A 16,875-nucleotide genomic window follows, 5' to 3' on the forward strand; every position below is an offset into this window, starting at 1 on the left:
TATCTTAATAACAATTAAAACACTGCTACTATGGAAACCAGGGAGAAAGAAAAGAACGAGGCCACTAAAGAAATGCGCGACCCTAAAACTATTAAACAGGAAAAAACCGACGCAGCGAAAGTTATTGCCAAAAGGTACAAGAAAAAGCCTTTGCTTTAAACGCGCCACACAAAAAGCCTGTTTAACTTAAGCCAACGGGCTTTTTGTGTTTATAATTTGCATTGCTTATCCCCATCTTGATGAATGATTACTGCATATGTAACGTTCACACCAACAATTTATATTTTTTGCCCCGCTACTCAGCATTGGGCTAAACTTATTTCCTGCAGTCGCCTGCATCCGCACAATATCTATCAAAATAATTAAAACATCTGCACGTAGCAAAGCTGTTACCATTTGAATAACAAACCATTACCCCGAATTACTAAATTTGAATAAAACCTTTTTATGAGCCAGATAAACAAAGACGACATTAAACAGGAGGTGTTTGACCTGTATGATGATTATGCACACAACCGGCTTAACCGACGCGATTTTGTGCAAAGGTTATCGCTTTATGCCGTTGGCGGCTTAACTGTACCTGCCCTGATGAGTTTCCTGATGCCTGATTACCAGGGCAATGTGCAAATTAAGCCCGATGACCCACGTTTAACAACCGGATACATTAATTATCCATCGCCAAAAGGCGGCGGAACAATTAAAGGTTTGCTATCAAAGCCGGCAGAGGCCAAAAATAAACTGGGTGGAGTTATTGTAGTTCATGAAAACCGCGGCCTAAACCCGTATATTGAAGATGTAGGCCGAAGGGCGGCCCTGGCAGGCTTTATATCGCTGGCACCCGACGCACTTACACCGCTGGGCGGCTATCCGGGCAACGACGATGCCGGCCGTGCCCTGCAAAGCAAACGCGATAAGGGCGAAATGGAAGAAGACTTTATAGCAGCTTTCAATTACCTAAAAAACCATAAAGATTGTAACGGCAAGGTAGGTGTGGTAGGTTTTTGCTTCGGCGGAGGTATTGCCAATACCATGGCTGTACGCGTGCCCGATTTGGCAGCTGCCGTGCCTTTTTACGGTGCCCAGCCCGCTGTATCAGATGTACCTAAAATTAATGCCCCGCTGATGCTGCATTATGCATCGCTGGATACCAGGATTACCGAGGGCTGGCCCGCCTATGAGGCGGCGCTAAAAGAGAATGGCAAAAAGTACCAGGCATTTATTTACCAAAACGTAAACCACGGCTTTCATAACGACACCACACCCCGGTATGATAAAGCCGCCGCCGAACTGGCATGGAAACGTACGATTGATTTTTTTGGCGAACAGTTGAAATAACGCCTTATGATAAAAAGATCATAGTTAATTTAAAATTTAGCTAAACGCTGAAGGTGAGTGATGTATATTGCACTGCGGTTATTACTCACCCGGTGTGGCTGCACCCTTTACCCACTCTTAGGCTTCGCCGTAAAGATTGGTCTGGAATTTTTAATTAAAAATAACTGTGCAGTAAGCATGAAATTGATTAACCTATACCTGATTTTCAGTTTAGTTATTTTGTCAAATGCTGTTGGCCAAACCAAACGCAGCACCGCCCATGAATATAGAAATGACATTTACAAATTTGCAGTAAAAATCCCGGGCGATTGGAAACTGTACGGACAGATACAAAACGACACCAGCCAGCACCGCGCAATAGCAGATTGGGGCTTGCCTTTAACCCACAGCGAGTTGGAAAATGCCGACATCGAAAATTCCATATCCATAACAGCTTATAAAAGAACCGGAATTAATTCATTGGCACAATTAATTGAAGTTGACAAAAAAAGAACTAATCCGGCTACTACTTCATTTGAAACCAACGGCACTAATGATAATTCACTCATCATCAGTACATCAACTAACGGACTGAAATACAAGGGAAAATCATACTACATCTTCAAAAACGGGATTGGCTATGTTGTAAACTTTATGGCGACACCCGGTACTTATGACAAAAACATAGCGATGTTTGAACGTTTTTATAAAAATATTAAGTACGAGTGATTATCCGTTTTTTTAATGTCACTGCCATAAATATTTCAAATGACATTAACGCGTGGCGGTACTATATTTTATTACCCGTAAAATCATCAATGCTCCATTTATAACGGCCTATGCCAGATAAAACCAATCCGGCACCGGTAAAAACAAAAACGGGGTAATTAAACGGGGCTCCGATACCCAAAAAAACAGCCATAGATAAGCCGAACGCAAGGGTCAGCAGCGCCGCTCCTAAAGCTACCTGTTTAGTTTTATAACCTATTACAAGGCAAATGCCAAAAATAATTTCGGCGAGCGTGGCCAATGCTGCCATTACATTGGCCAAAGTACGGTTTAAAAAAGGTGTTAATGTATTGGTATAGTCAACAAAATGTTTCCAATCGCCCCAGGCTACTCCGGCTGATCCATTTGGCCCCAGTACGCCCAGCCTGTCCAATACCGGCAGTATAAAGCCCAGTCCGAGCGCGATACGTAAAACTAATTGTGCTATTCCTGATGAGTTTTTCATTGATGATGTTTTGAAACACCAAAGTTAAAAACTTATCCTTTCATTAGCCGTTGGATTATTTTGTTAAACTGCAAACCTTAACCTACAACCACTTACTAAACCAGTCCAGCGTCATTTTAAAATGTTCCGGCGTGGATGTATGAAAAAGCTTCGGCGTTACATCGCGGCTAATTCTGCTCGTCGCTTTTTTGGCGGCATAGGCCTGCATGGCTGATGCATAGGCAATATTTGCGCCGGGCAATGGGCAATTAGGATCGTTCTCGGTACCAACAACCAACAGCGCCCGCGGCGCCATCAGCCGAAGCATGGACGGGCAGTCAAACTCGCCGGTAATATTGGGCAGCAATTTATCCCATACGGCTTTCACGTTGCGTTTATTTAAAACCGAATCGCCAAGGTCTTTTGCAGCTTGTAAATGAGCGCCTTGGATAGTACCTGCACGCGCCTGCCATTTATCATTATCTAACGACCATTTGAAGCTTTGTACCGAAATATCCAACACAACTACCTTTATCCGCTTATCAGCCGAGGCCGCAAGCCAGGTTTCGATCCCCCCCATCGAGATACCGCCCATACCAATACGGTTTGCATCAACATCCGGCCTGCTCACCAGGTAATCGGTTATCCGCCAAAGGTCAAAGGCGGTATCAAACAAAAATGGGTGAGTTTGGCGGGCTTTGTCCTTATTTTCCCAGGCCGCGGTAGCGGCTGCCACATACTCTGTTGAACCATGCGCGCCGCCGGCAATACGTTCGCCGTGAAAACGGGCATCAATAGCCACGCCCATGATGCCGCGTTTGGCTAACTGGTACAATATTTTTTTATTATCCTCTTTGCGGCCGCCCGTGCCATGTAAAAAAACAACCGCAGGGTGCGCCCTGGTTCCGGTAACCGGCTTGTAAATAAGCATGGGTACCCTTTCATTTTTTTCGCTGTAAATAAAACCATGCTCAATGATAACCGAATCTGTTTTGGTTACCTCAAAAGCAGGATTTAACGGAACCCGCGGCCTTTCAAGCAGCTTTTTAAAATCGGCAGCCACTTTATCAGCAGGCGGATAGTTTATTTGTTGTGAGAATGAAGCAAATGAGCACAACCACAACGCAACAGTTGGGTAAAGTATCCTGGTTTTAAACAACATCATGAAACTGGTTTATGGGCACAATGTATAAAACATAGCGCTTAATATTTGTAACAATACCATTAAGTGTGTATTTCAGGGATTGTATTTTTGCTCAAATGCATTCGGCCCGGGGCTGGTATTTCAGCCAGCCGCAGGCCAAATGCATTTATCCATAAAGCGCTACCGCCCTTATTACAGTACTTTATAAACCTGCCCGGTTTGGCTGCCCAGCACGCTTTTGAGGTACGCCTGCGTTACCCGGTGCATGCTCACCGGGATATGCCCATGAAAATATGGGAAATAGGCCGGCGATTCTTCTACCACATCAGGTGCTACAGCATTTATACGTACGTTGTTTTCAAGTTCAACCGCTGCTCCGCGTACAAAACCGTTGATGGCACCGTTCATCGCGCTTAAATTAGCCCCCAGCACAATCGGATCCTCGGCCAATGAACCCGAAGTTAATGTGAACGATCCTTTGGGGTTGATGTAGTGCTGGCCTATCAATACCAGGTTAACCTGCCCCATCAGTTTGCTGTTAACACCTATCCTGAAATCGGCATCCTTCATACTGCCCAGGGGCCCAAAATGGCCATCGCCGCTTGCGCAAACCAAGGCATCAAACTTGCCTGCCTGCTTGTAAAGGTTTTCTATCGATTCGGGCGAAGAGATATCTACCTGCAGGTCGCCGCTTTTTGATCCGGCTTTTATCAGTTCATTGTCCTTTTGTAATGCTTCGGTAATGTGTTTTCCAATTGTGCCAGTGGCACCTACAATAATTATTTTCATAATAGCTTTCTTTTTTTTAACAATATTAAGCCAATACTTTACTTTTGTCAAGTAATGGCACTGTTGTCAAGTATTGACAAATTTGTCACTAATGTTAAATACCAATATGTTAGCAGCAGAAATAAATAAAAAATATATCGACCCGGTTTGCGATTGCCCCATAACGGCGGCTATTGGCATTGTAGGCGGCAAGTGGAAACCCGTTATCATCTGGATTTTGATAACCGGCCCTAAGCGGTTTGGCGAGCTACATAAAACAATACCAGGCATAGCGTTGAAAGTTTTATCGAGGCATTTAAAAGAACTGGAAGCCGATGGCATTATAACCCGGAAAGTATATGCCCAGGTACCACCGAAAGTAGAGTACACGCTTACCGAAAAAGGACAATCGCTAAACGATGTTATGCAGTTGCTGGCCGATTGGGGCCGCAAAAACATTGTGGTAGCCGGATAAACCCCAACTCATCGAATACTTTAAGCAGCCAACCTTAAAGGAACGACAAAAGCTTACTGTGCCGGGTGCCGCGCAATAATTTCGACCAGGATGCCAGCAACACCAAGCTTACATTACAGGTAAATATCCCGGTTTGAAATTTAACTTTCACTTGTAGCCGCAACGCCATAGCGTATTGCTGTTTCAAGTATGCCAAGGTTGATATCTTTTACTGTTTTAAACTTAATGCAATAGCCAGTCACGCTCGCCTTGCCTAATGTTTTTCCAAACGTTTGGGCTAAGTACGTTTTATCCTTGATGCCGAGGATATAAACAGATATTCCGGTTGTGTTTGCGCTCAGGCCAATCTGATAAAAATCCCTGGTTTTGCCATCGGCATATTTAATAGTGTAAGACCCGTATCCTATATTAGGATTTGAAACCGTTTTATTTTCGCTGTCTTTACCATCAAGAAACCATAGTTTATATCCTGGTAACACCCGTAGTATAAACTCATGCAACTCCTGCATTTCACCACGTTTGGGTTCGGGCTGGCTGGCAATATACGTTTTGATTTGTTCTTGTACGTTCATATCAAATATTGAATTATGGGTTGATTAATCCAGTTTTTCAAAAGCTGGCTTTGTTTTTGGCCATTCACCAATTCGCTTCTTTTATGTTTCTCCGAAAGTACCTTGCTCTTTGCTTTGGTCCACCATTCAAATTTTAAACCGGTAAAAAACACCAGCTTACAAGCTTTATATTTTTTAAAAAACTTTCGTTTATTTAGGCAGACTAAAAAAGGTTAAATAGCTTAAATTGCGTTAACAGATTTATCAAGCCGCTATAAACCAAATCTAAGCTTAACAGATGGAAAATCCAGAAAAAAATACGGAGTCATTTATTCACACAGTTATCCGCACCATTATTACTACAACTATAATTGCTGCCATTTTATATTGGGTGCACGTATTTCCATCAGGCGGAAAAAGCAAACTTGTGCTGTTTGAAATGATTTGGTCGGTAGTGTTTTGTATTGTTTTTGGCGGCCATTGGCTGGAGTTATTATTTATTAACGGCGTAAAATTCTCCTTACCAAAAAACATCATATCGCTGTATTTGATAAGAATTGTTTATTGGTTTGTATGTGCAGTCCCTTTATTTTTCGCAGCGAATTTAATTACCGGTTTATTTTCGCCTAAAACAGTACAGATGGGCCGCTGGTGGATGTTTGGCTTTTTTTATATCGGCATTCAACTGTTGATGCATGCTATTATGCAGGTAAGGTTTAAAAAGAGTTTTTATAACGGCGTTTACTGAAGGCTTTTGTAATTATAAGCCACCCCGCCAACGATACCAACCACTATTGGGGCGCTATTTTGAGGCTAAAGCACATTACACAGTCCCTGCAAGCTTGAGCCATACAGACAAGTAAATTGAGCCGTAAAAGACATAGGCATTAGGATATTAGGCTGATATTTGTATTGTTAAAAGATAAAATATCAGCTATGAAAAACATAACAAAAATAAACCTCGGCAACAATGGGCCGCTTGTTTCTAAACTCGGCTTAGGCTGCATGCGCATGTCGTCAGTTTGGGGCGGACCGGTTAATGACGAAAGTGAAAGTATTGCAACCATTCAGGCGGCATTAGATAACGGGATTAATTTCCTGAACACCGGTGATTTTTATGGCAGCGGCCATAACGAGCTGCTGGTAGGCAAAGCCATAAAAGGCCGAAGGGACGATGCCTTCATCAGTGTTAAATTTGGCGCTATCTTCTATAACGGCCAATGGATAGGGTTAGATTTGCGCCCTACAGCCATCAAAAACTTCATCAACTATTCGCTGGTGCGTTTGGGGATAGATACCATCGACCTATACCAGCCCTGCAGGCTTGACAACAGCGTTCCGGTGGAAGATGTGATAGGCACCATTGCCGACATGATAAAAGAAGGCAAGGTACGCTACCTTGGTGTTTCCGAAATAACTGCCGATCAGTTGCGTAAGGCCAATAGTGTACACCCGGTAACGGCGCTGGAAATAGGTTATTCATTGGCCGACCGACAGATAGAAACCGACTTGCTGCCTACAGCCAAAGAACTGGGCATTGGCATAGTAGCCTTTGCCAACACCGCCGAAGGCTTACTTACCGGCGAAATGAAGGCACCGCTTGCCGCCAATGATTACCACAATCATTTCTCGCGTTTCCAGGGGGATAATCTTGTAAAAAACCTGGAGAAAGTGGAAGTATTAAAAACAATGGCAAGGGAAAAAGGCACCACCCCCACCCAATTGGCCATAGCCTGGGTTAATGCCCAAGGCGATCACATCATGCCCCTGGTAAGCATGAGCCGAAGAACCCGCCTGCCAGAGAACATGCAAGCCATGGAGATTGAATTTACGCCGGCTGAGATGGATACCCTTAATACCCAATTTTCGCCGGGTGCAATACTTGGCGGCACATACCTGCAACGATAACGTGGGCTGCTCATAAAGGAACTATTGAAATATCAAACACTGAATGTCGAATATCGAATAACGAAGAAAAAACTTCGGTGTCGGACATTCGACATTCAGTGTTCGATATTACTTTTTTGCTTACTACGGTTTGCCATAAGCCCCGCCTGTTTTATATCTTTATGTAATGATAAATCCAACCGAAATAATACCAGGAGTTCTCTTTTATTCCTATCTCTCTACCAGGCAAAAGCATCGCGTAGGATTTCTGTCGCACAACACCCTGGTATTGCAGGTATCGGGGCAATTTACTTTGGAAACTGCTGGCCAAAAAATTTCGATGAAGCGTGGGGAAATGTTACTGATAGGCAAAAATCAGCTGGGCCAGATAACCAAAACCCCGCTGCCCGATGAAGATTATGAAACGATTGTAATTTCGCTGCAGGAAGAATTACTCCGTAAGATAGCGCTGGAAGAGCAGATAGAGATACAGCATAAATATACCGGCCCGGCCAACATTCTTATCCCGGCAAACGATTTTCTGCAAGGCTATTTTCAGTCTGTAATACCCTATGTACGGAATCCGGCAGAAAAACTGACTACTGAGTTGGGTATTTTAAAAGTAAATGAGGGTGTAAAGCTGCTGCTGCATATTATGCCCGAGCTCAGGAACTTTCTGTTCGATTTCTCTGAACCCTATAAGATCGACCTGCAAAAATTCATGCTCAGCAATTTTCATTTTAACCTCCCTGTCGAAAAATTTGCGCAACTCACCGGGCGAAGTCTCGCCGGGTTCAAGCGCGATTTCCAGAAAACTTTTGGCATGGCGCCCCGGCATTGGCTACAGGAAAAAAGGCTGACGGAAGCCCGCCACCTCATCGAAACAAAAAACAAAAGGCCATCCGCCATCTACCTCGACCTGGGTTTTGAAAGCCTCTCGCACTTCTCGCATTCCTTTAAGAAAAAGTTTGGCAAGGCGCCTACGGGATAGCAGCTGTACACATTACATCGGAGAATAAATTTTCAACGCCGATGCAAAATATATTTGCGGTTAACAACTTTGCATTTAAGTCCCGGGGATGGTGTTTTTAAACTGCATGCGGCATATCGTCCATATAGCATGAGCAATTATTTGAAGCTGTAATATTGTTCGTCTGTAACGGGTTCAAGCCAATCTACAACTCCCTTTTCGGTATTAATACCCACTGCATAATGTGCAAATCTGCCGTTTGGTGTTGCCCCGTGCCAGTGTTTAGTACCCGGCAAAACGTTTACAACATCCCCCACACCAATTTCACGGATAGCAGAACCGTCTTCCTGGTAATAACCCACGCCCTGGGTTACAATAAGTATTTGGTTACTTGGGTGCGTATGCCAGTTATTCCTACATCCGGGTTCAAATATCACCTCGCCAATTGCGCAGTTGGTGATTGCATCCGGAACAACCCGCATTTTTAGCCATGCAGTGCCTGTAAAATATTGGGCAGCAACCGGGCCAAATCCCTCGGGTGCGGTATTGTTTTTGTCTCGCTCTTCCATTTCTGTATTCGTTTATTTTATTTGATTAACACAGGTGCTTCACCAATTATTGCTAATCTTTATTTTCTATTAAAGCGGGCTTTATCTCCATTGCAATAGGTGCAACTTCAACCAGCTCCAGCGATTTTACCATTTTTAATGTCCCGCTTTTATATTTCAAAAAATGAACCGTTTGTAAATGGGCCTGGTAAGCCGCCTCATTAGCGTATACTTCAAAAACGGTAACCTTAGTGGGGTTCGCCTTATCATATACCGCCTGCAAAGCAAGCACACCAGGTTCAACCTTTACCGCGGTTTTTGCATGCTCCGCAAGCGCCGCCTTATATTCATCTAAGTAGGCGGGGTAAATTTCAATCCTGGCAATCCTTACTTTTCTTTCGCCCTGCTGCGCAACGGCCGAATTTAAACCTAAGTTGAGCATGATACTTAAAATAACTAATACAAAAATTGAATACCTTGTTTTCATATAATATAATTCTTTCAGCCGGTACCTTATTCAGCCAGGCTGGCTAAGTTACCAGGTTGTACCTAACATGAAGTTTATTTAACCGTTTTTTTCAACTGATATCTTATCCTGCTGCCAGTTTGGTTAAATTATCAGATGGTGAACCCGCCATCTACTACCAGGTTGTGCCCCACTACCATGCTTGCCGCATCACTGCAAAGAAACAGTACAGTGCTTGCAATCTCCTCTGCGCGGCCTAAACGACCAATAGGCACCATGGCCAACATAGCGTCAAGCGCTTCTTTTTGCCCTGCGGCAATCATCTGGTCTGACATTGCGGTTTGAAAAAGCCCCGGGCTAATACTGTTAATACGGATACCCCGGCCGGCGTACTCAACGGCTGCGCTTATGGTTAACCCGATAACGCCGTGCTTTGCACCGTGATAAACACCGCGTTGAGCACCCGCACGGATGCCCCCTATTGAAGCACAATTCACTATGGCGCCGCTTCCCTGTTTACGCATTTGTTGTAGTTCGTATTTCATGCAACTCCAAACACCCCGGTAGTTTATGCCGTTAACCCTATCAAAATCCTCGCGGGTTTGGTCTGCAGCTTCTGCCAGTTTGTTCTGCACGCCGGCATTATTAAAAGCGTAATCAAGGCCGCCAAAGGCCAAAACGGTTTTACCAACCATGTCTTGTACCTGTTTTTCGTCAGATACATCACATTTTATGGCCAGGGTTTTATAGCCCGCCGCAGCCAGTTGCGTTGCGGCTACGTTAACTGCCTTTTCATCCCAATCGGCCAACGCTACCGCGGCGCCGGCCTCGGCAAATGTCTTAGCAGTTGCTAATCCTAAACCTGACGCTGCGCCGGTAACCAGTGCCACTTTCCCTTCCATTGTTTTCATAACCTGATATTTAACATTTGATATCTACAAAGGTGGGGCTGTTGGGGTAGATTATGCTTATACAGATTACAGGTTAGCTTACCATTTTTACAGGTTATCTTTTCAGCGTGTAATCTGCAGGATAATAACTACTAAATTTGAATCAGTTAACAGTAAAAATGATGGAAAAGATATTGAGGATAGATAATGTGAGCGGGCACGATGCATTTTACCACCAGGAAAACCTGCATCCGTTGGTAAGCATAATTAATTTTGAAGGTACGGCACCTGAGGTATATGCATCAAAAATGAGTTTCGGTTTCTACGCGGTTTATCTGAAAGATGTACGTTGTGGCGATATCAAATATGGCCGTGCTACTTATGATTACCAGGACCGTACACTGGTATTTGTTGCGCCAGGCCAGGTCATTAATGTTAGCATTGACCAGGATTATAAACCGCAGGGCTTTGCGCTCCTTTTTCACCCCGACCTGCTATCGGGTACGCCGCTTGGCCGGCATATTCATGACTACAGCTTTTTTGCTTATGAATCAAAAGAAGCGCTGCATTTATCAGAAAAAGAACGAAAGATTGTTTTAGACTGTTTCTCGAAGATAAGGTATGAGCTGGAACAGGGAACGGACAAGCACAGCAAAACACTAATTGCGGCAAACATCGAATTATTTCTTAATTATTGCGTGCGGTTTTATGACAGGCAATTTATTACGCGCAACAATGTAAACCGCAGCAATATCGAAAAATTCGAAAACCTGCTTAAAGAGTATTTCCATTCAGATAAGCCACAAACCATTGGCCTGCCTGCAGTTACTTATTGTGCCACACAGCTGCACCTTTCGCCTAACTACTTCGGCGATATGGTAAAAAAGGAAACCGGAAAAACAGCCATAGAATATATTCAGCTGAAGGTAATGAACCTGGCTAAGGAACGTATTTTAGATACCAGCAAGTCAATCAGCGAAATAGCCTATGAACTCGGTTTCAAATACCCCCAACATTTTACACGCACATTTAAGAAAAATACAGGTTACTCGCCAAATGAGTACAGATCACTCAATTAATCAGGCACATACACAAAACACCGCGGCTATTCCATTCTCCTTACCTCTTGAAGAGCTAACCTACAATATATTAATCTGCCAGGATATTAAATTGCACCCGTTTACGGGCGATGCGATTACTGCTTACGGTCGCGGGATTAGGTATGGGGATAACTCCGGCAGCGGGCTTGAAATTATTTATAACTGTAGCGTTTGGCAACCCTGCTGCGTTATATATAATAAATGCCTGATTTTGATAAATCAATAAACTAAACTTATCATGAAGTTAATTTATAAATGTACATGTATCATAGCTTGCCTGGCCATAATGAGTTGCCATAAAGATAAAAACACCGGAGATAGCGCCATTAAGCAACTAACCTCAACTGATTCGGGCAGCACAGCCACGGTTAGTATGGGCCAAACCATTTCTTTAACCTTAGGCAATCCCGGCGATGGTGGCTACCAGTTTAACGATCCCAAGTACAACAGCTCGGTATTAACATTGGTGAGCCACAAGGAAAATGTAGGTGTACACGCCGGCATGATTGGCGATTTTGGCAAAGACATCTGGACCTTTACCGCAAAAGGAAGCGGTACAACTACACTCGAAGTAACCGCCCACCGCGGCAATACCGAGATTATATCAATGTTCTCTAACCAAATCGTCGTAAAATAAAAACTATCAAACCTGCCACAGGTGCTGCACAAATGTACCATCCTGTGCAGTTTTGAATGATTTATGGGCTGTTACAGGTGCCCAGCTTTCAACGGCTATAACTTGTAATTGCCGGGAGTTTATTTTTGATAATAGATGACATAGTTTGGTTTGTATACCCCCAAAAACGCCGCATCGCTTAAGCTTTGCTGTTAAGCATCCTGAATTTTAATGGGGACACCCCGGCTGCCTTTCGAAAAAGACGAATAAAATAGGCATAGTCTGAATAACCCAATTTATGGGCTATTTCCTTTACATCGGCGTCGCTGTAAAATAACAGGCGTTTTGCTTCGCTGAATATTTCCTGCTGTATCCAGTAGCTTACTGTTGAACCGGTAACCTTTTTAACTGCCTCGTTTAAATAGCCTGTTGATACATTAAGCCTTGAAGCATATGCGGAAGGACTTTTAACAATATGGCTATGTGCGCCAAGCAAAATCTTAAATTGACGCACCAGTTCAACGGGTCGGGTATGTTTACTCCCTATAATATCTACAGATTGATAGCTACTGGCGGCCATAGCCAAAAACGACTGGGCCAGGGCATGAATAACAAGCCGGTAATACTCATCATGCTGCCGCGCAATAAACTCTTCATGTAGTAAAGTCAACAATTTTGAATATTGCTTTAATTCATAATCCTTTAGGGTAAGCGGGAGCTGTACATTTAAAACATTCTCAAAAACTGCCTTCAAATCCGGTGCAATTATTGAGGTATCTACTGCCAGGAACCACCCTTCAGCGCCATCAGTTTTTATACGGTAATGAACCTGCGATGGCAATATATAGTAAAGCTGCCCTGCAACAACAACAATATCCTGTAAATCAACCATTAGTTGTCCGGAGCCGTTGGTAAGCACAAAAAAAATATAATGGTCGTCCCGGTGAGCTATTTCTCTTTCGTATTGCTGCCTATCTCCGGGCCCGAAAACTTTGATCTGCAGGCCCGCGCTTGTCTTATTTTGTAACTGGTCTACCGGTATGCTTTTCATTAAACAAAAATACCTTTATATCTTCAAGTTCAGCAACTTGTCTGCATTCCCGTGAGCAATCTTTGCTTTCTGCTCGTCAGGAAGCTCAATCGCATTTAAAAATTCAATCCCCTGTTCGTTCGTGCTAAACGGATAGTCTACAGAAAACATAATATTATTGATACCAAAAGTATCTAAAGCTATTTTCAATGGCGGCTGTGTAAAAAAACCGCTGGTTGTAATATAAACCTGGTCCCGAAAAGTATCGGTCAGCGTTCGTTGGTTAGCGCCCCCTGCCCCGGGTTTAAATGCCCGCTCGGCCCTTGCCATTATCATCGGCAGCATTTCGCCCATATGGCCAATAATTAATTTTAGCTTAGGATATTTATCAAAAATACCGGCAAAAAGCAGGCGTAAAACATGTAGTGCCGTTTCTGAGTGCCATCCCCAGCCGTAACAAGCTAAAGCTTCGGCTATGCCCGAATAATTGGGTAATCCGCTATAATAGATATCGGCAACACCTTTTGGCGGCAGGCCGGGGTGAAGATAAATTGGAACGTCCAGCCTTTCGGCACGTTCAAATATCGGTGCAAATTCCGGCTGATCTAAAAATTTATCCTGTGTAAGCCCCCTTATCATGGCGCCGCGAAAATGATATTCTTTTACAGCGTGTTCTAATTCATCGGCCGCGGCAGCTGGGGCCGTTGTAGGTAGATGGGCAAAAGCTGTAAATCTGTTCCCGAAACCAGCAATCCTTGCTGCAATCAACTCATTGTATTGCTTTGCAAAAGCCGGGCCTTCTGTGGCACTCAGCAAATTAGCGCCCGAACTATCAACAGAGAGTACCTGCATCGTTATACCATTGGCATCCATGGATTTTAAACGTTCGCCGGTTATATCGGCCAATTTTGGGGCAAACCGTTGCATAACTTCTGATTTACCGAAACCACCCAATGCTTGTTTGGGGATTTTACCGGCCATTTCCGGTAACGAAATATGTTCTTCAAGTGTAACTATCCGCATATCAAATTACTAAATAAATGTTACAAAGAAACACACCCTACGTATAAACCACAATGGACCATTGATGGCAGTGACAGGACTATTCAGGGATAATCACAATCCGGCATTGTTTTGCCAATGCCGGTTATATCACAATTCAGCTAATTACCGTTAACCAGCGGAATAACCTTTTTACCAATCAATTCAATAGAACTCATTAACTGCGCATGCGTTAACCCTGCATTATCCATCTGGAAGGTAAATCTATCTACCCCGCCCAATGCTTCGCTATGGCGCCGCAGTTTTTCGGCCACCTGTTCGGGGCCGCCCAACACCAATACGCCTTTTGGTGCCGACACGCTGTCAAATTGTGCTTTGGTTACAGGCGGCCATCCGCGTTCTTTACCCAGTTTAGTCCAAAGTTCCACATAGCCAGGGTAATAATCGGCAATGGCTTGTTCATTAGTGGCGGCCACATAACCTGGCGAATGCAGGCCTACTTTCAATTGCTCCGGGCTGAAACCTGCCCTGCGGCCGGCCTCGCGGTAATGATCAACCAGGGGCCTGAACCTGTGCGTTTCGCCACCAATAACGGCAACCATCAAAGGCAGCCCCAAGGTGCCCGCACGTGCAAACGACTCGGGCGTACCACCCACGCCCAACCATACCGGCAGCTTTGGCTGTAAGGCCCTTGGATACACCGGCAAATCGGCTAATGGCGCACGGAACCTGCCCGACCAGGTTACAAATTCATTATCCCTCACTTTAAGCAGCAAATCCAGTTTCTCCTTAAATAACGCGTCATAGTCGTTCAGGCTGAAACCAAACAAAGGATAGGCTTCAATAGATGAGCCGCGGCCAACCACCATTTCTGCCCGGCCTTTAGATATCAGATCAAGCGTGGCAAAGCTCTGGTACACGCGTACCGGGTCGGCAGCGCTTAATACGGTAACCGCGCTTGTAAGTTTAATACGTTTGGTACGCGCGGCGGCAGCAGCCAGGATAACCGCTGTGGCCGAATCCAGGAACTCTTTTTTATGATGTTCGCCTATGCCAAAAACATCCAGCCCCACCTCATCGGCAAATGCAATACGATCAAGCAATTGCTCCATCGCGTCAACGCTGTTCAACTCATTACTACCGTACATCGCCGAAGCGAAGCTATCTATTCCTATTTCCATGATATCATTCCTGAATTAAATGTTACAACATTTAATTCAAAGGTCGTAAGTAAATCGTTTTTAACCAAATTAGCAATAATTTTAAGTGTCTGATTTATGACATAAATTTTTAACGATAAAAGCCTTTGATCTTTCAATCAAAGGCTTTATCGTTTACCGCCTAACCCTTTGCGATATTTTACCGTACGGGGGTATGTCAGATGTCGAAAACCGTAAATTCTGCTTTTACCGAAGCAGGAAATTGGGTGCTCATGCTAACATCCTCGTCGCATACCAGCGGATTTTTAAAGTCGGTATCTTCCCCAATCTTCTCATTGCCATTCAGTATTGAAGCCATCACACGATGTCCGGTAACTGTGTAGGTACTTTTGAGCTGCCACCACATATACGATGCCTGTGGCACCTGCGTTTTGGCGTTGAAGGTCTTCTTTTTAGTAACCACCTCGGCAAGTGTCACTTCCGCCGAAAGCTCCAGGGTTAGTTTTGCGCCTATATCCATAAACGAGCCCACCTTTAAACCAAGCGAGCTCGAAAATTCCTCGCGGGCGCCAACACTTAACGCTACGCCAATGCTTACAGAGTCTTCCTGCGAAAAAGGTGTATCGGGCGTAATGGTGCAACTGTTTACTCGTACCCATTGTTGCTTGAATTCTAATTGCTGATTGGTAAGCCGCTTTTCTATACTAAACGTTAAGCCCATCGACGAGCCTGCCATTATAACGATGGTTTGATCAGGCAAGGGTATTTTCATAATTACCTTCGCGGGCGGCGGAAGCGGAAAGTCGTTAATTCCGTTGGGGGCCGGTGGATCCGGCAATAATTTAATTGTTGGCATCGTCATAATCTGAAGTTTTTAAGTTGCTGCAAAGTAGCGTGTTGTAATTTTACCCAACAGGGTTAAAAACACCTTTTTGCAGGATAGGAAAAGGGTTTTATGAAGGTGCTGAAAACCTTGTGGCAGTTTTTGTCGGCGTACCTTTTCGGAGTCTTAAAAGGATAGAAAAGAAATATCGTTTAAAATTGGGCTAAAACAACCGATATTTAAGCCATGTTGTTTAAGAAAATTAACAAACCTGGTTCGATAAAACTCCCGCCGGCGGACGATAGCCTATCATTCTTCGAAGAGTTTAAACGTGCAAGCGAGTCTTATTGGCAAACGGTAACCCTTGAAAAAGAGATTTATGGATATCAAATACAGCCGGGTTCAAAATGGAAAGAAGGCTTAAGTGATAGCGACCTGATAAAGTTTGAAAGTATCATGGGCTTTTCATTTCCTGTTCCGCTAAAAAATTTCTATAAAGTGATGAATGGGCTCGATAGGCCAGGCATTGATATTTCGGGCGATAAACCAGCATTCGAGTCCAAATTTTACTCTTTTCCTGATGATTTGGATTTAATTGCAGAGATGATTGAGTGGATATACAATAGAAACAAAATTAGCCACAATGAAATTATAAAATCAGGTATAAGCAGGATATTCCCGGTTTTTGCACATCGGTTTATAATGATAGATGTGCCTGAAAATCCCATACTCTCGATGTGGGGTAATGATATCATTTATTGGGCAGATAACGTCAGCCAACTACTCATAAAAGACGTTTTTAAGCATGAAATAAACTCAAAAGATTATCAAAAGCTAACGCTATCGCAACCAAAGGTTAAGTTTTGGCTTGATAAAGGATAGGATTAGCCCAGCAATACAATTAATGGAAAAACGCCG

21 protein-coding genes are annotated in these 16,875 nt (G+C 43.8%); 10 read left to right on the forward strand and 11 right to left on the reverse strand.

The window, feature by feature from the left end:
* Positions 1 to 30: 30 nt before the first annotated feature.
* From FSB76_RS32675 to FSB76_RS03375, 3 genes are all read left to right on the forward strand, one after another.
* Positions 31 to 159, forward strand: a complete 129-nt coding sequence (locus tag FSB76_RS32675; protein ID WP_262713502.1) for a hypothetical protein — start codon at positions 31 to 33, stop codon at positions 157 to 159.
* A 288-nt stretch (positions 160 to 447) separates the two neighbouring features.
* Positions 448 to 1,335 carry a dienelactone hydrolase family protein gene (locus FSB76_RS03370; protein WP_147052189.1) on the forward strand — a complete coding sequence of 296 codons (888 nt, stop codon included), beginning with the start codon at positions 448 to 450 and terminating at the stop codon, positions 1,333 to 1,335.
* A 177-nt stretch (positions 1,336 to 1,512) separates the two neighbouring features.
* Positions 1,513 to 2,043: a hypothetical protein gene (locus FSB76_RS03375; protein ID WP_147052190.1), complete on the forward strand. Its 531-nt coding sequence runs from the start codon at positions 1,513 to 1,515 to the stop codon at positions 2,041 to 2,043.
* A gap of 61 nt (positions 2,044 to 2,104) precedes the next feature.
* Here FSB76_RS03375 and FSB76_RS03380 read toward each other — a convergent pair whose 3' ends face one another.
* The 3 genes from FSB76_RS03380 to FSB76_RS03390 all read right to left on the reverse strand — a co-directional run bounded on the left by FSB76_RS03380 (position 2,105) and on the right by FSB76_RS03390 (position 4,460).
* Positions 2,105 to 2,548 carry a DoxX family membrane protein gene (locus FSB76_RS03380; protein ID WP_147052191.1) on the reverse strand — a complete coding sequence of 148 codons (444 nt, stop codon included), beginning with the start codon at positions 2,546 to 2,548 and terminating at the stop codon, positions 2,105 to 2,107.
* A gap of 82 nt (positions 2,549 to 2,630) precedes the next feature.
* Complete coding sequence (locus FSB76_RS03385; protein WP_147052192.1) at positions 2,631 to 3,692, reverse strand: acetylxylan esterase; 1,062 nt, start codon at positions 3,690 to 3,692, stop codon at positions 2,631 to 2,633.
* A gap of 171 nt (positions 3,693 to 3,863) precedes the next feature.
* Complete coding sequence (locus tag FSB76_RS03390) at positions 3,864 to 4,460, reverse strand: short chain dehydrogenase (protein WP_147052193.1); 597 nt, start codon at positions 4,458 to 4,460, stop codon at positions 3,864 to 3,866.
* A 106-nt stretch (positions 4,461 to 4,566) separates the two neighbouring features.
* Between FSB76_RS03390 and FSB76_RS03395 the strand changes: the two genes are divergently transcribed.
* Positions 4,567 to 4,914 (forward strand): winged helix-turn-helix transcriptional regulator, encoded by a 348-nt coding sequence (locus FSB76_RS03395; protein WP_147052194.1) that lies wholly within the window; start codon positions 4,567 to 4,569, stop codon positions 4,912 to 4,914.
* Between the two features lie 140 nt (positions 4,915 to 5,054).
* Here FSB76_RS03395 and FSB76_RS03400 read toward each other — a convergent pair whose 3' ends face one another.
* Positions 5,055 to 5,486: a DUF1801 domain-containing protein gene (locus FSB76_RS03400; protein ID WP_147052195.1), complete on the reverse strand. Its 432-nt coding sequence runs from the start codon at positions 5,484 to 5,486 to the stop codon at positions 5,055 to 5,057.
* Positions 5,487 to 5,763: 277 nt separating this feature from the next.
* On the opposite strand from FSB76_RS03400, the gene FSB76_RS03405 reads away from it, so the two are divergent.
* The 3 genes from FSB76_RS03405 (at position 5,764) to FSB76_RS03415 (ending at position 8,343) form a co-directional block, all read left to right on the forward strand.
* Complete coding sequence (locus FSB76_RS03405; protein WP_147052196.1) at positions 5,764 to 6,213, forward strand: hypothetical protein; 450 nt, start codon at positions 5,764 to 5,766, stop codon at positions 6,211 to 6,213.
* Positions 6,214 to 6,401: 188 nt separating this feature from the next.
* Entirely contained in the window at positions 6,402 to 7,373 is a 972-nt protein-coding gene (locus FSB76_RS03410; protein ID WP_147052197.1) for an aldo/keto reductase, read from the forward strand.
* A 166-nt stretch (positions 7,374 to 7,539) separates the two neighbouring features.
* Positions 7,540 to 8,343: a helix-turn-helix domain-containing protein gene (locus FSB76_RS03415; RefSeq protein ID WP_147052198.1), complete on the forward strand. Its 804-nt coding sequence runs from the start codon at positions 7,540 to 7,542 to the stop codon at positions 8,341 to 8,343.
* 137 nt (positions 8,344 to 8,480) lie between these two features.
* Here FSB76_RS03415 and FSB76_RS03420 read toward each other — a convergent pair whose 3' ends face one another.
* The 3 genes from FSB76_RS03420 to FSB76_RS03430 all read right to left on the reverse strand — a co-directional run bounded on the left by FSB76_RS03420 (position 8,481) and on the right by FSB76_RS03430 (position 10,247).
* Positions 8,481 to 8,891: a cupin domain-containing protein gene (locus tag FSB76_RS03420; protein WP_147052199.1), complete on the reverse strand. Its 411-nt coding sequence runs from the start codon at positions 8,889 to 8,891 to the stop codon at positions 8,481 to 8,483.
* A gap of 52 nt (positions 8,892 to 8,943) precedes the next feature.
* A complete protein-coding gene (locus tag FSB76_RS03425; RefSeq protein ID WP_192910123.1) occupies positions 8,944 to 9,357 on the reverse strand; it encodes a putative quinol monooxygenase in 414 nt (137 codons plus the stop codon).
* A 131-nt stretch (positions 9,358 to 9,488) separates the two neighbouring features.
* Positions 9,489 to 10,247, reverse strand: coding sequence for a glucose 1-dehydrogenase (locus FSB76_RS03430; protein WP_147052200.1), 759 nt, complete (start codon positions 10,245 to 10,247; stop codon positions 9,489 to 9,491).
* Between the two features lie 137 nt (positions 10,248 to 10,384).
* Here FSB76_RS03430 and FSB76_RS03435 point away from each other — a divergent pair, with 137 nt between their 5' ends.
* Complete coding sequence (locus FSB76_RS03435; RefSeq protein ID WP_317131366.1) at positions 10,385 to 11,305, forward strand: helix-turn-helix domain-containing protein; 921 nt, start codon at positions 10,385 to 10,387, stop codon at positions 11,303 to 11,305.
* A 259-nt stretch (positions 11,306 to 11,564) separates the two neighbouring features.
* On the forward strand, positions 11,565 to 11,963 hold the full coding sequence (locus tag FSB76_RS03440) for a protease inhibitor I42 family protein (RefSeq protein ID WP_147052201.1): 399 nt from the start codon (positions 11,565 to 11,567) through the stop codon (positions 11,961 to 11,963).
* 178 nt (positions 11,964 to 12,141) lie between these two features.
* On the opposite strand, the gene FSB76_RS03445 is transcribed toward FSB76_RS03440, so the two are convergent.
* From FSB76_RS03445 to FSB76_RS03460, 4 genes are all read right to left on the reverse strand, one after another.
* Positions 12,142 to 12,993, reverse strand: coding sequence for a helix-turn-helix domain-containing protein (locus FSB76_RS03445; RefSeq protein WP_147052202.1), 852 nt, complete (start codon positions 12,991 to 12,993; stop codon positions 12,142 to 12,144).
* Between the two features lie 15 nt (positions 12,994 to 13,008).
* Positions 13,009 to 13,995 carry an amidohydrolase family protein gene (locus FSB76_RS03450; protein WP_147052203.1) on the reverse strand — a complete coding sequence of 329 codons (987 nt, stop codon included), beginning with the start codon at positions 13,993 to 13,995 and terminating at the stop codon, positions 13,009 to 13,011.
* 140 nt (positions 13,996 to 14,135) lie between these two features.
* Positions 14,136 to 15,155: an LLM class flavin-dependent oxidoreductase gene (locus tag FSB76_RS03455; RefSeq protein ID WP_147052204.1), complete on the reverse strand. Its 1,020-nt coding sequence runs from the start codon at positions 15,153 to 15,155 to the stop codon at positions 14,136 to 14,138.
* A gap of 196 nt (positions 15,156 to 15,351) precedes the next feature.
* Complete coding sequence (locus tag FSB76_RS03460; protein WP_147052205.1) at positions 15,352 to 15,996, reverse strand: hypothetical protein; 645 nt, start codon at positions 15,994 to 15,996, stop codon at positions 15,352 to 15,354.
* A 207-nt stretch (positions 15,997 to 16,203) separates the two neighbouring features.
* On the opposite strand from FSB76_RS03460, the gene FSB76_RS03465 reads away from it, so the two are divergent.
* Complete coding sequence (locus FSB76_RS03465) at positions 16,204 to 16,839, forward strand: SMI1/KNR4 family protein (RefSeq protein WP_147052206.1); 636 nt, start codon at positions 16,204 to 16,206, stop codon at positions 16,837 to 16,839.
* The last annotated feature ends 36 nt before the right edge of the window (positions 16,840 to 16,875 follow it).

The organism is Mucilaginibacter ginsenosidivorax (assembly GCF_007971525.1).
Lineage (GTDB): Bacteria > Bacteroidota > Bacteroidia > Sphingobacteriales > Sphingobacteriaceae > Mucilaginibacter > Mucilaginibacter ginsenosidivorax.